Genomic DNA, 13,682 nt, shown 5'->3' on the forward strand with positions numbered 1-13,682 from the left:
GATGCGATTCGCTGTGATTCAATTTCCTGGTTCGAACTGTGATGTCGACTTGCTTCACGCAATTAAAGATGGTGCAGGAGAAGAAGCAACATATGTTTCTCATACTGAAAAAAGCTTAGAAGGATTCGATGGTGTGTTACTACCTGGAGGTTTTTCTTACGGGGACTACCTTAGAAGTGGTGCAATTTCTCGGTTTTCCAATATTATGAGTGAAGTTCAGAGATTCGCGGATGAAGGTAAGCCTGTTTTTGGAACCTGTAATGGATTCCAAATTTTAGTAGAAGCTGGTTTACTCCCAGGCGCATTACAAAGAAACAGAAACCTACATTTCATTTGTAAAACAATGGAACTAAAAGTGGAAAACAGCGAGACGAAGTTTACATCGCTTTATGAATCAGGAGAGCAGTTAACGATTCCAATTGCTCATGGTGAAGGGAGTTATTACTGTGATCCTGAAACCCTTCAAGAATTAAAAGACCATAACCAGATTGTCTTCTCTTATGCATCAGAAAATCCAAATGGATCTATAGAGAATATTGCTGGAATCGTTAATAAAGCGGGGAATGTGTTAGGTATGATGCCACATCCAGAACGCGCAATCGAAGAACTACTCGGTTCAGAAGATGGACTTCGTTTTTTCAAATCAATGGTACAGAATTTCTCAAAGGAGACCGCTAGCGTATGAAAACAATCCAGGAACCAACAGCTGAAATGATTAAAGATCAGAGAATTTACGCAGAATGGGGGCTAACTGACGAGGAATATCAAACGATATCTGAAGACATTCTTGGCCGCTTACCGAACTACACAGAAACGGGTTTATTCTCTGTTATGTGGAGTGAGCATTGTTCCTATAAAAATTCAAAACCTGTTTTGCGCAAATTTCCAACAAGTGGACCTCAAGTCCTCCAAGGGCCAGGCGAAGGTGCCGGTATCGTAGATATTGGAGATGGACAAGCGGTTGTATTCAAAGCAGAGAGCCATAATCATCCGTCCGCAGTAGAACCTTATGAAGGTGCAGCAACGGGTGTTGGTGGGATTATTCGCGATATTTTCAGTATGGGTGCACGTCCCATTGCCATGTTGGATTCTTTAAGATTTGGAGAACTGGATAATGAACGAACAAAATACTTATTAGAAGAAGTTGTTGCAGGTATTGGTGGATACGGTAACTGTATCGGTATCCCGACTGTTGGCGGTGAAATTGGATTTGATCCTGTTTATAAAGGGAATCCGCTAGTGAATGCGATGTGCGTTGGACTAATTGATCACAAAGATATTCAAAAAGGTCAGGCCAAGGGCGTTGGAAATACCATTATGTATGTTGGCGCCAAAACTGGTCGTGACGGCATCCACGGTGCGACATTTGCGTCTGTTGAGTTCAGTGATGAAGAAGAATCGGAACGTTCAGCTGTACAAGTTGGCGATCCGTTTATGGAAAAATTATTGATGGAAGCTTGTCTTGAACTCATTCAAGATCATCAAGACATTTTAGTTGGCATCCAGGATATGGGAGCAGCGGGGCTTGTTTCTTCTAGTTCTGAAATGGCTTCTAAAGCCGGCAGTGGAATGGTCTTGAATTTAGATGACGTTCCTCAGCGAGAAACGCAGATGACACCGTACGAAATGATGTTATCGGAATCTCAAGAACGTATGCTAATTTGTGTTAAAAGAGGGTCTGAAGACCGCGTACAAGCATTATTTTCTAAATATGAACTGGATGCAGTGAATATTGGACACGTGACAGATGATGGCCAATATCAATTATTTCACCACGGTGTTCAAGTAGCCAATTTACCGGTAGATGCTTTAGCGGAAGAAGCGCCCGTTTACCACAAACCGTATACGGAGCCAGAAAGAATTCAACGATTTAAAGAAATGAAAGACTTTTATCCAACAGTAACCGATGCTGGAGAAACCCTTAAACAACTTTTACAACAACCAACGATTGCGTCAAAAAAATCTATTTTTGAAACCTATGACTCTATGGTGCGCACAAACACAGTTGTAGGCCCAGGGAGTGACGCTGCGGTTCTTCGCATACGTGGCACTCAAAAAGCATTAGCAATGACAACAGACTGTAACGCACGCTATTTATACCTGAATCCAGAGATTGGTGGGCAGATGGCGGTCGCGGAAGCCGCTAGAAATATCGTAGCCAGTGGTGGCGAACCGTTAGCGATCACCGATTGTTTGAACTACGGAAATCCAGATAAACCAGAAGTGTTCTGGGAACTATGGACGTCCGCTGATGGGATTTCAACAGCTTGTGAAACGCTTGGAACGCCAGTCATATCAGGAAACGTCTCTCTTTATAATGAAACAAATGGAGAAGCCATCTACCCTACGCCAATGATTGGGATGGTTGGGCTGGTAAAAGATCTTGCTCATGTAACGACCTCTGACTTCAAACAATCAGGCGATAAAATTATTTTGGTAGGAAAAACTAAACCAGATTTCAATGGAACAGAGTTGCAGAAATTACAATTAGGAAGAATCGAAGGAACATTATTCGATTTTGATATTCAAAAAGAAAAACAGATTCAAGACAAAGTTCTTGAATCTATCCGAAATGGTTGGGTTCAAAGCGCGCACGACCTTTCGGAAGGTGGGCTAGGTGTAGCGCTAGTAGAATCAGCTTTCAAAAATGAACTAGGGCTTGATATCTCGGTTGATATACCGAAAGAATGGTTGTTCTCTGAGTCACCAAGTCGTTTCATTCTTTCCGTTAAGCCTGAACATGAAGAAAACGTAGTGGCATTATTCCAAGGAAAAGCAACTCAAATCGGAGAAGTAACTGACTCAAAAGTTGCGGCTCTAAAAACGCAAGACCAACTAATCGAACTGAACATCAATGAACTGAAAACAGTATGGGAGGAAGCGATTCCGTGGTTGCTGAAATCAAAAGCTTAAATGAAGAATGTGGCGTCTTTGGTGTCTGGGGACATCCGGATGCAGCGAGTTTGAATTACTTTGGACTGCATAGTTTGCAGCACCGTGGTCAAGAAGGCGCTGGAATCGTATCGAATAACCATGGACGCTTGAAAGGACACCGTGATCTGGGTCTACTTTCAGATGTTTTCAAAGACGAAAGAGAACTTGCTAGACTCGTGGGCGAAGCAGCTATTGGGCACGTCAGATATAGTACCGCCGGAAGCAACAGTATTTTGAATATCCAACCGTTTTTATTCAAATTTCATGACGAAGAAATCGCGCTTGCCCATAACGGCAATCTTATCAATGCGATGACGCTTAGAAAAGAACTAGAAAAAGAAGGCGCCATTTTTCACTCCAATTCAGATACAGAAGTATTGATGCACTTGATTCGTCGCAGCAAACAAGAAACCTTGCTCGAAAGAATCAAAGAAAGTTTAAATGTCATCAAAGGCGCTTTTGCTTATTTGATGATGACGCCGAACGAAATGATTGGAGCGCTTGATCCGAATGGCTTCAGACCCTTATCGATCGGTCAGATGGAAAACGGGGCTTACGTACTGGCCAGTGAAACGTGTGCTTTAGACGTTGTAGGAGCCACCTTTGTTCGCGCTGTAGAACCGGGCGAGATGGTGATTATCAATGATGAAGGCTATACGATTGAAAAATACACAGAAGATACCTTGCTTCAGATTTGTTCGATGGAATATATTTATTTTGCACGTCCAGATTCTGATATTGCAGGCGTCAATGTTCATACAGCACGTAAAAACATGGGTAGAAGATTGGCTCAAGAATCACCAATTGATGCTGATATGGTCATTGGTGTGCCCAACTCTTCTTTATCCGCTGCCAGTGGTTACGCGGAAGAGAGCGGCATTCCTTATGAAATGGGACTCGTTAAGAATCAATATGTAGCGAGAACCTTTATCCAACCAACACAAGAATTACGTGAACAAGGTGTTCGCATGAAATTATCTGCTGTCAGAGGAGTAGTCGCTGGTAAGAAAGTGATCATGGTCGATGATTCTATTGTTCGTGGAACAACGAGTAAAAGAATCGTTCAACTCTTGAAAGATGCAGGAGCCGCTGAAGTGCATGTCCGAATTTCTTCTCCACCACTGAAGTATCCTTGTTTTTACGGAATCGATATTCAAAATCAAAAAGAACTGATTGCAGCAGATCACACGGTTGAAGAAATCAGAGAAGTAATCGGTGCAGACAGTTTATCTTTTTTAAGTATTGATGGAACCGTGGAATCAATCGGACTAAAATTCGATGCACCACATAATGGTCTATGTATGTCGTACTTTACAGGAGATTTCCCAACACCTTTATATGACTACGAGATGGATTATCTGCATACACTAGAAAAAATCAATGAACGGGATCCAATGTTCAGCAAATAAAACGAACAGATAAAAAACAGGAGGTTTATTCAGATGGGAAATGCCTATGCGAATGCTGGCGTAGATGTAGAAGCAGGCTACGAAACAGTTGAAAGAATCAAGAAACATGCCAAAAGAACAGAACGATTAGGTGTGATGGGGGGTTTGGGAGGTTTCGGTGGCGCATTTGATTTATCTGCAATAGACGTAAAAGAACCTGTACTGGTTTCTGGAACAGATGGCGTTGGAACGAAATTGTTGCTAGCGATCCAACAAGACAAGCATGACACAATCGGAATCGACTGCGTAGCGATGTGTGTGAACGATATTTTAGCTCAAGGCGCAGAACCATTATACTTTTTGGACTATATTGCGACAGGAAAAACTGTTCCAGAAAGAATGGAACAGATTGTTGCTGGCATTTCAGAAGGATGCGTGCAGGCAGGCGCAGCGTTAATCGGGGGAGAAACTGCTGAAATGCCGGATATGTACGAAGAAGAAGCTTACGACTTAGCGGGATTTTGTGTTGGGGTTGCAGAAAAAGCAGAGCTACTGACTACGGACAAAGTAAAAGCAGGTGACCAGTTAATTGGTCTACCATCAAGCGGCATTCATTCCAACGGCTATTCATTGGTCAGAAAAGTGTTTTTTGAACAGAACGATTACAAATTAGATACCGAATTTGAATTATTGAACGGTAGAACGCTCGGGCAAGAACTGCTTGAACCAACAAAAATTTACATTCAACAAGTTTTACCATTAATCAAAGAGCAACTAATCCACGGTGTTTCTCATATAACAGGCGGGGGCTTCGTAGAGAATTTACCTAGAATGTTAACAGAAGGCTTAGGCGCCAAAGTGAAAAAAGGTACTTGGAATATACTGCCTATCTTTGATTTGCTTGAAAAAGAAGGGCAGTTGAAGTCTGAAGAAATGTATGAAATCTTCAATATGGGTATTGGGATGGTCTTAGCAGTTTCAGAAGATAATGTGCCCTCGGTGATGGAAAAGTTAAACCAAAGTGGGGAAGCACCTGCTTTAATTGGTGAAGTTGTAGAGCAGTCAAGTCACTTAGATGGAGCGATCGTCTTTGAATAATCAAAAGAACCTGAAGATAGCCGTATTTGCTTCTGGAAATGGAACGAACTTCGAAGTGATTGCGGAAGCTATTCAGAAAAAACGGATAGAAGCAGAACTGAAACTATTAATTTGTGATCAACCAAAAGCCTATGTTTTGAAACGTGCTGAATCTAAAGCGATACCCGCGACCATTTTACAGTCAAAGCAGTATCCAACGAAAAAAGCGTTCGAAACAGTTCTGCTAGAACATCTTGATCGTAATGAGATTGATTTGATTGTTTTAGCCGGTTACATGAGGATTATTGGCCAAACCTTGTTAGAAAAATACGCTGATCGTATCATCAATATCCATCCCTCTTTACTCCCAGCTTTTCCTGGAATAAGCGGCATAAAAGACGCTTTTGCTGCTGGCGTATCTGAAACAGGCGTGACGGTTCACCTAGTTGATCAAGGTGTGGATACAGGACCGATTTTGTCTCAACAGAAAGTCATGGTAGAATCAGATGAAACGTTGGAATCGCTGGAAGAGAAGATACATAAAATAGAACATTCAATGTATCCGAGTGTAATCCAAGCTTATATTGAAAAGTTACAGAAGGAGCAGGTCAATTCATGAAACGAGCACTGATTAGCGTATCAGATAAAACAAATATCGTAGAATTTGCACAGTCATTGATTCAAAACGACGTGGAAATCATTTCCACGGGTGGAACAAAAAAAGTTTTAGAAGAAGCGGGAATCAAAACGATCTCAATCGAAGAAGTTACGGGCTTTCCAGAAATGATGGATGGACGTGTTAAAACTTTGCATCCGTTAATTCATGGAGGATTATTAGGACGAAGAGATTTAGAAAGTCATATGCAGGCAATGGAAGCTCATCAAATCAAACCAATTGACTATGTCTGTGTGAATCTTTATCCCTTCAAAGAAACGATCGTAAAAGCTGATGTTACTGCAGAAGAAGCCATTGAGCAGATCGATATCGGTGGACCGAGTATGTTAAGAAGTGCTGCTAAGAACTTTGCATCCGTAACGGTAGTGGTAGACGCAAAGGACTATAAAAAGGTTATAGAAGAATTAGAGGCAAATGGAGAAACAAAACTGGAAACAAGACAAGCTCTAGCTGCCAAAGTTTTTCGTCATACAGCGAGTTATGATGCACTAATTGCGGACTACTTAACAAATTTATCAAACGAGAAAGATCCAGAGTCTGTTACCGTAACTTACAATAAAAAACAAAGTCTAAGGTATGGAGAAAATAGCCACCAGTCTGCTGTCTTCTATGAAGATCAAATGGCCGGTCCTTTTTCTATCGCAAAAGCAAAACAGTTACACGGAAAAGAACTTTCTTATAATAATATTAAAGATGCGGATGCGGCGATTCGCATGGCAAGAGAATTCACAGAACCTGTAGTAGTCGCCGTTAAGCATATGAATCCTTGCGGAATCGGTATTGGTGAAACGATTGAATCTGCCTTTGACCGAGCATATGAAGCAGATAGCATTTCAATATTTGGTGGAATTGTTGTATTAAATAGAGAAGTTTCTCTGGAAGTGGCTGAAAAACTGCACAAAATCTTTTTGGAGATTGTGATTGCGCCTAGCTTCTCAGAAAAAGCGATGAGTCTTTTAAGCTCCAAGAAAAATATCCGTTTACTTCAACTGGATTTTTCACAAGCAAATTCTGGCGGAAAAGAATTGGTTTCTGTTTTAGGTGGACTGCTGGTTCAAGATCAGGACTGGATCGAAGTAGCTGACCAACCAGAATGGAAAGTGGTCACGAAAACCCAGCCAACGGAAGAACAAATGAAGGCTTTAGCGTTCAATTGGAAAGTCGTTAAGCATGTTAAAAGTAATGCAATAGTTGTTGGAAACAGTGAACGTACGCTAGGTATTGGTGCAGGTCAGATGAACCGTGTCGGAGCAGTCAAAATCGCCATCGAACAAGCAGATGACCTGGCAAAGGACGCTGTACTAGCGAGTGATGCCTTTTTCCCGATGGACGATAGTGTAGCTTATGCAGCTAAACACGGAATCAAAGCCATCATTCAACCGGGCGGAAGCATCAAGGATCAAGAATCCATTGATAAAGCTGATGAGTATGGCATCGCAATGGTTTTAACAGCAACTCGACACTTCAGACATTAAGCCATTCAAAACGAAAGAGAAGGGAAACTTCTCTTTCGTTTTTTATATAAAAATCATGAAATGAGGAAGCCATTATGAATCTACTGGTTATTGGAAGTGGCGGTCGCGAGCATGCGATTGCAAAAAAATTAAAGCAAAGTCCATTATCAGAAACGGTATATTGTATCCCAGGTAACGCGGGTATGAAATTAGATGGAATCCAAATAAAAGACCTTTCTTTAGCAGATCATGAACAGCTGATTGACTTTGTAGCAGACCATCAAATTGAATGGACAATTATCGGACCGGAAGTTCCTTTGTTCGATGGACTAGCAGATGAGTTTTATAAAAATGGACTAGCCGTCTTTGGACCATCCAAAGCGGCGACCTTAATTGAAGCATCAAAAGCATTTGCAAAAGAGCTAATGGTCAATCAAGGCATTCCGACTGCAGCTTATCAAGTATTTGATGAATACGAAAAAGCAAAAGCGTATATTCAAACGCAAGGCGCGCCCATTGTGATTAAAGCAGACGGATTGGCCTCAGGTAAAGGTGTTATTGTAGCTGAAACAATGGAAGAAGCGCAAAAAGCACTGAAGGAAATGATGCAAGACAATAAATTTGGAGAATCAGCCTCTCAAGTCGTCATTGAAGAATATTTGATAGGCGAAGAGTTTTCATTGATGGCTTTTGTGAATGGAGAAAATATTTATCCGATGCCCATTTCTCAAGACCATAAGCGTTTGTTGGAATTAGATAAAGGGCCAAATACTGGTGGGATGGGTGCATACTCTCCAGTTCCACATATTTCTGAAGAAACTGTAGCAGAAGCGATAAGAATGATTCTACAGCCTGCTGCGCAAGGATTGGCTGATAGCCAGACTCCTTTTACAGGGGTTTTATATGCGGGTGTGATCGCTACAGAATCAGGGCCTAAAACAATTGAGTTCAATGCGAGATTCGGAGACCCAGAAACACAAGTTGTTTTGAATCGAATGGAATCAGATCTTGTAGAAGTGATTACAGATATACTCGACGAAAAAGATCCAGATATAAAGTGGAAAACGACAGGAGTAGATTTGGGCGTCGTTGTTGCAGCTAAAGGATACCCGGAAAAGTACGAATTGGATATTTTGATTGAATCAATGGAATCTGAAGATACAACAATCTATTATGCTGGCGTAAAAGAAAAAGACGGTCGTCTATATTCTAATGGCGGACGTATTTATCTTTTAGAAGCTTACGGTGAATCCATAGCAGAAGCTCAGCAGAAAATTTACCATCAACTAAATAAAGTGAATTCCTCAAAAGTAGTTTACCGAAAAGATATTGGAGACAAGGGGAAAAGAAGGTAAAAGATATCCCATTCCTATGCTAGCAAGGAATGGGAATGTCATTTGTTATAGTCATCAAACTGTAATAAAGGAATTACTCCAATTCATTTCCAATTGAGAAGTCAGTACACTATACTTCTTATAGAAGACTGAGAACGTGGGGGAGATTTTTTGAAAAGAAACTGGCTAGCAGCTTCAGTAACTGCACTTTTATTATCGAACACAAATGTATTGTTCACGCACTCGGTATTTGCCGAAAGTTCATTGGATGAATTACAGAAAGAAAAAGAGTCGATAGAAGAGCGTTCAACTGAGGTAGAAGGTACGATAGACCAACAAGATGCAACATTAAGTGAGTTAGATCAGCAAAGAGTGGGGCTGGAAAACGACATACAAGGTCTCCAAATCAGTATAGGTGAACTATCTGTAGGGCTTGAAGAGCAAAGCGCCATTTTAGAAGAGACAAATAGTCAAATTGAGAAGCTTCAGGATGAAATCATTATACTCAATCATGCAATCGAAAAAAGAAATCAGAAATTAGATACGCAAGCACGTGCTACGCAAACGGAATGGCACGCAGGGAATATCATACATACGATTGTAGCTTCTGAAAATCTTGCAGAAGTGATTGGACGTTTGAGTATTGTTAATACACTTGTTTCTGCAAACCAAATGATGATGTCTGATCAAGTTAGAGACCAGCAAGCAGTTGTTAAAGCAGAAGCGCAAATGCAATTTGAAAAAGAAGAAGTGACTCAAATTCTCTATGGGATGGAACAGACAAGAGCTGAGCTTTCTTCACAACAAACACAGCTTGATCGTCAAATCAATCAAGTTGTGGAACTGTACCAGATGACTGCTGAAGAAAAAGAAACGTTTATACAAGAGCAATATGCACTTGCACTTCAATCAGCGGATGTTGATGGGGAAATCAATGCGGAAACAGAAAGAATGCGTGTTGAAGAGAAATTAGCAGAAGAGAAACGACTTGAAGAAGAACGCATTGCAGCACAACTACTCGCAGAAAAGCAGGCTGAAGAACAACTAGTAGCTGAAGCTGAAGCACAAGAGCAAAGAACGCAAGAAGCACTAGCAAGACAAGAAGCGCAAGAGAAAGCAGAACAAGAAAAAGCGTCAAAAAAATCTCAGGTACAAGCGCAAACAGTTGATGTGGAAAGTGAAAAAGATACTCAAGTTAAGCCGAGTACTTCTACGAATGCATCACTAGCAAAAGTGGAAGAAAGTCAGCAAACCGAAAAGCCCGATCAGCAAACTGAAACAAAACCGGAACAAAAAATAGAGGTAGAACCTAAGCCAGAAGAGAAACCTAAACCAGAGGCAAAACCAGAACCTGTAATAGAAGAAAAAGAAGTCGTTGCATCACCACCGGTCTCATCTTCTCAATTCGTCAAACCGGCAAGTGGGTACGTTTCTTCTGGCTATGGTGTTAGAATCCACCCAGTCACTGGAACCCGCACGCAACATAACGGGATAGATATTGCCGGGAGTGGTGCGATTATAGCTGCTGCTAGCGGAACGGTCAGCATTTCAAGCTACAGTTCTAGCTATGGATACTACATTAAAATTAATCATGGTAATGGCTTTGAAACCCTTTATGCTCATTTACAACCCAGTTTACTGGTTTCAGCAGGACAAACCGTTCAACAAGGTCAACGAATTGGAACAATGGGAACGACGGGTGTTTCAACAGGCGTTCACTTACATTTTGAAGTTCGTGTAAACGGACGGTTCACTAATCCAGCAGCTTACATTGGATTATAGTAATAAAAAAGCATCCACAATTAGTGGGTGCTTTTTTGGTCTATCGTTAAGGTAAATAACGTTTATCTCGTTTGCCCAATTTTTTAGAGGAAAGGACTTGAAGTAAACCACTATTCACAGATAGCCCGAGTGCGATTGCACCTGAGACTAGAAAGGTTTCGGTTGCATACATAAAGGCCATATCAGAGTGTCCTTCTATAAATGCCCGCATCATATTGTAGGCAGAACCTCCAGGAACGAGAGGAATGATGCCCGGGATTGCAAAGACGATGACAGGCATACGGTAGTAACGAGCAAACCACTGACTACAGTTCGCTACAAGAAAAGCAGCAGCTCCAGCTCCAACAAAAAGATCCAGGTCAATTTGAAAAGACAGAAAGTAATAGACAATCCAGCCCGTTGCTCCAGCTAAACTAGAAGCAATAATCGTTCTTTTAGGAACATTATATAAAATACCAAAACCAATTGTTGCAACAAAAGCAGCAAGAAAATAAGTGAGATATTGCGTAATCATAATCGATTCTCCTTAATATCAGTAGGGTTCATAAATGGTCTCCGCCAAGCTTATAGAAACGTTAAAACCATAGCGATTCCGATTCCGATGGCACCTGCTGTTAGTAAAGCTTTTGCTACCACAGCGACCCCCGCTAGCAGATGTCCCGCCATCAAATCACGGAAACTATTGGTGATAGCCATACCTGGAACAAGACACATCACACTGCCGATAATGATGGTATTGATGTCATTGCCTATACCCAAAGAGGTAAAGAAAACAGCGCATAGTCCTATAAAGAAAGCAGCGACCATTTCTGCAAAGAAACTGACATTTGTCCAACGGTTAACGATATCAAAGAGAACATGTCCAAGTCCACCAGCGACAAAGGAAGGTAGCATATCTTCGTAGGTCCCTTCAAATAATAAAGGGAAACAGCCGCAAGCGCAGGCAATCGCTAGATTTCTCTGCCACTGGTTAAAGTTTCTAGGCGTTTGTTTAATTTCGCGAAGCTTTTCTTTTACCTCATCAGGTGAAAGCAGATTTTGAGTAAGGTGTCTGGATAATTCATTTACTTTGGAAACTTTTTCAAGGTTCGTCTGTCTTTCAGTCATCCGGAGTAATTCGGTGTGATCTTGTTTATCTTTTCCTTGAACCGTTAAAATCAAAGCAGTTGGTACGACAAAGACGTTAATGTAAACCAGGTCATAGCTTTTTGCAATTCGATACAATGTGTCTTCTACTCGATACGTTTCTGCACCATTTTCGAGCATAACCTGTCCTGCTTCAACACAAACGTCCAAAATATCCGCTACTGGATAACTTTCCAAGCCATTCCCTTCTTTCCAATAAAATTCAATAAATTCAGTATAACGATATCAGTATCAAAAATCGATAGAGAACAAAAAAGATTTCTTAAAAGGAAAAGCCAAGCGAATAGGTAGAGGCGTATTTAAAAAGGTGAGAACGGTATTCACATTAGAATATTATCTAAAAGCACGACTTTTAATCAAAAACAAAGAATCCCTTTTGCAAAATCAAAAATATGCTACAATGGTCTGGATGTAGTTTGAATAGGTAGAATGATGGAAAGAATACAACGCAACGGAGAGGGTTGAACACAATGGTAGAAGGACAGGTAGGGGAATTTACAGAACAAAGTCCTTTAATTAAAGAAATATCTGCAGGAAAAGAAGTTTTTTGGGAGAACCCTGCATATTTGAAAGCTGAAGAAGCAAACAGACACACAAAATATTCAATGAAAGATATTGAAGATGTAGAAGCTAGACTTCAAAGATTTGCTTCATACATTCAAATCGCTTTTCCTGAAACACAAAAGACGGAAGGGATCATTGAATCTGAACTAATGGAAATACCATCTATGAGAAGTTGGTTGAACGAAGTGAATGAAGAAACCATTCAAGGCAAATTGTGGTTAAAACGTGATGATTTATTGCCCATTTCTGGGACAATTAAAGCTAGAGGTGCGATTTATGAAGTGCTGAAACATGCCGAAACAATCGCACTAGAACAAGGCATGTTGAATAGCATCGAAGAAGATTATGCTATTTTTGCTAGTGATGAGTTCAAGGCATTTTTTGCTCAACATCACATCGCAGTAGGGACAACAGGCAATCTTGGCATTAGCGTAGGGACGATGGGAAGTAAATTGGGCTTCAACGTAACCGTTCATATGTCTGTAGAAGCGAAGCAATGGAAGAAAGACTACTTACGTTCAAAAGGTGTAAAAGTCATTGAACATGATACGAATTTTTCTAAAGCTGTTGAACAAGGAAGAGAAGAATCTAACGCGAATCCAAATAGCTACTTTGTAGATGATGAACATTCAGAAGAGTTGTTTCTAGGTTACACAGTCGGTGGATATCGCATGAAAAAGCAACTAGATAAAAAAGGAATCAAAGTTGACGAGAACCACCCGCTGTTTGTTTACTTGCCGTGCGGAATTGGTGGTTCTCCAAGTGGGATTACATTTGGAATGAAACAAGCTTTCGGAGATCATGTACATTGTATTTTCGCAGAACCAACAAAAATGCCGAGTATGCTAGTCGGTTTAGACTCAAGACTATATGATGAAATTTCCGTTGAAGAAATTGGGCTAGGTGGACTAACCGTCGCAGACGGGCTAGCCGTTCCAAGAACTTCAGGTTTGGTTGCTAAATTGATGCATAATTATTTCAGTGCAGGTTATAGCATAAAAGATGAGGTTTTCCGCCAGTTGTTATTTAATCTATATGACAAAGAAACAATTTTCCTGGAGCCGGCAGCCGTTGCTGGACTAGCAGGTCCTCAAAGATTATTAGGATCAGAAGCAGGTAAACATTATATTCAAAGTCATCATTTAACAAATAAACTGGCTCAAGCGACACATATCGCTTGGGCAACAGGTGGATCTATGGTGCCTGAAGCGAATAAAAAGACTTTCTTAGAAGAAGGTCAAGCCGTCAGTGAACAATTGATTTAAATGGAACGATGAAGAAAATTTTGGTTCTATGTCAAATGGCGTTGGTGAAGAATAAAGCTAGA

General features: G+C 40.8%; 11 protein-coding genes. 9 read left to right on the forward strand and 2 right to left on the reverse strand.

All coding sequences use genetic code 11. From position 1 onward, the window contains the following. The first annotated feature begins 1 nt into the window (after position 1). From purQ to VXN63_RS07380, 8 genes are all read left to right on the forward strand, one after another. Positions 2-685, forward strand: coding sequence for a phosphoribosylformylglycinamidine synthase subunit PurQ (gene purQ, locus VXN63_RS07345; RefSeq protein ID WP_327757376.1), 684 nt, complete (start codon positions 2-4; stop codon positions 683-685). Beyond that, positions 682-2,913 (forward strand): phosphoribosylformylglycinamidine synthase subunit PurL, encoded by a 2,232-nt coding sequence (gene purL / locus VXN63_RS07350; protein WP_327757377.1) that lies wholly within the window; start codon positions 682-684, stop codon positions 2,911-2,913. The genes purQ and purL overlap by 4 nt, the downstream gene beginning before the upstream one ends. After that, positions 2,889-4,343 carry an amidophosphoribosyltransferase gene (gene purF / locus VXN63_RS07355; RefSeq protein ID WP_327757378.1) on the forward strand — a complete coding sequence of 485 codons (1,455 nt, stop codon included), beginning with the start codon at positions 2,889-2,891 and terminating at the stop codon, positions 4,341-4,343. The genes purL and purF overlap by 25 nt, the downstream gene beginning before the upstream one ends. A gap of 33 nt (positions 4,344-4,376) precedes the next feature. Further along, positions 4,377-5,420: a phosphoribosylformylglycinamidine cyclo-ligase gene (gene purM / locus VXN63_RS07360; protein ID WP_327757379.1), complete on the forward strand. Its 1,044-nt coding sequence runs from the start codon at positions 4,377-4,379 to the stop codon at positions 5,418-5,420. A 10-nt stretch (positions 5,421-5,430) separates the two neighbouring features. Then, complete coding sequence (purN, locus tag VXN63_RS07365) at positions 5,431-6,018, forward strand: phosphoribosylglycinamide formyltransferase (RefSeq protein ID WP_327757390.1); 588 nt, start codon at positions 5,431-5,433, stop codon at positions 6,016-6,018. After that, entirely contained in the window at positions 6,015-7,550 is a 1,536-nt protein-coding gene (purH, locus tag VXN63_RS07370; protein ID WP_327757380.1) for a bifunctional phosphoribosylaminoimidazolecarboxamide formyltransferase/IMP cyclohydrolase, read from the forward strand. Before purN ends, purH begins: the two co-directional genes overlap by 4 nt. A gap of 74 nt (positions 7,551-7,624) precedes the next feature. Beyond that, positions 7,625-8,884 (forward strand): phosphoribosylamine--glycine ligase, encoded by a 1,260-nt coding sequence (gene purD / locus VXN63_RS07375; RefSeq protein ID WP_327757381.1) that lies wholly within the window; start codon positions 7,625-7,627, stop codon positions 8,882-8,884. 150 nt (positions 8,885-9,034) lie between these two features. Beyond that, positions 9,035-10,645, forward strand: coding sequence for a peptidoglycan DD-metalloendopeptidase family protein (locus tag VXN63_RS07380; protein WP_327757382.1), 1,611 nt, complete (start codon positions 9,035-9,037; stop codon positions 10,643-10,645). Positions 10,646-10,691: 46 nt separating this feature from the next. On the opposite strand, the gene VXN63_RS07385 is transcribed toward VXN63_RS07380, so the two are convergent. Beyond that, positions 10,692-11,159 (reverse strand): threonine/serine exporter family protein, encoded by a 468-nt coding sequence (locus tag VXN63_RS07385; RefSeq protein ID WP_327757383.1) that lies wholly within the window; start codon positions 11,157-11,159, stop codon positions 10,692-10,694. 50 nt (positions 11,160-11,209) lie between these two features. Beyond that, positions 11,210-11,968, reverse strand: coding sequence for a threonine/serine exporter family protein (locus tag VXN63_RS07390; RefSeq protein ID WP_327757384.1), 759 nt, complete (start codon positions 11,966-11,968; stop codon positions 11,210-11,212). 293 nt (positions 11,969-12,261) lie between these two features. Here VXN63_RS07390 and VXN63_RS07395 point away from each other — a divergent pair, with 293 nt between their 5' ends. Beyond that, positions 12,262-13,620, forward strand: coding sequence for a D-serine ammonia-lyase (locus VXN63_RS07395; protein ID WP_327757385.1), 1,359 nt, complete (start codon positions 12,262-12,264; stop codon positions 13,618-13,620). The last annotated feature ends 62 nt before the right edge of the window (positions 13,621-13,682 follow it).

Source organism: Marinilactibacillus sp. XAAS-LB27 (genome assembly GCF_036039175.1).
In the GTDB taxonomy this organism is placed as follows: Bacteria; Bacillota; Bacilli; order Lactobacillales; family Carnobacteriaceae_A; genus Marinilactibacillus.

Coding starts and splice junctions, on each gene's coding strand:
- purL (WP_327757377.1), top strand. CDS start 682: ATGAAAACAATCCAGGAACCAACAGCTGAAATGATTAAAGATCAGAGA.
- purQ (WP_327757376.1), top strand. CDS start 2: ATGCGATTCGCTGTGATTCAATTTCCTGGTTCGAACTGTGATGTCGAC.
- purM (WP_327757379.1), top strand. CDS start 4,377: ATGGGAAATGCCTATGCGAATGCTGGCGTAGATGTAGAAGCAGGCTAC.
- purD (WP_327757381.1), top strand. CDS start 7,625: ATGAATCTACTGGTTATTGGAAGTGGCGGTCGCGAGCATGCGATTGCA.
- purH (WP_327757380.1), top strand. CDS start 6,015: ATGAAACGAGCACTGATTAGCGTATCAGATAAAACAAATATCGTAGAA.
- VXN63_RS07385 (WP_327757383.1), bottom strand. CDS start 11,159: ATGATTACGCAATATCTCACTTATTTTCTTGCTGCTTTTGTTGCAACA.
- VXN63_RS07395 (WP_327757385.1), top strand. CDS start 12,262: ATGGTAGAAGGACAGGTAGGGGAATTTACAGAACAAAGTCCTTTAATT.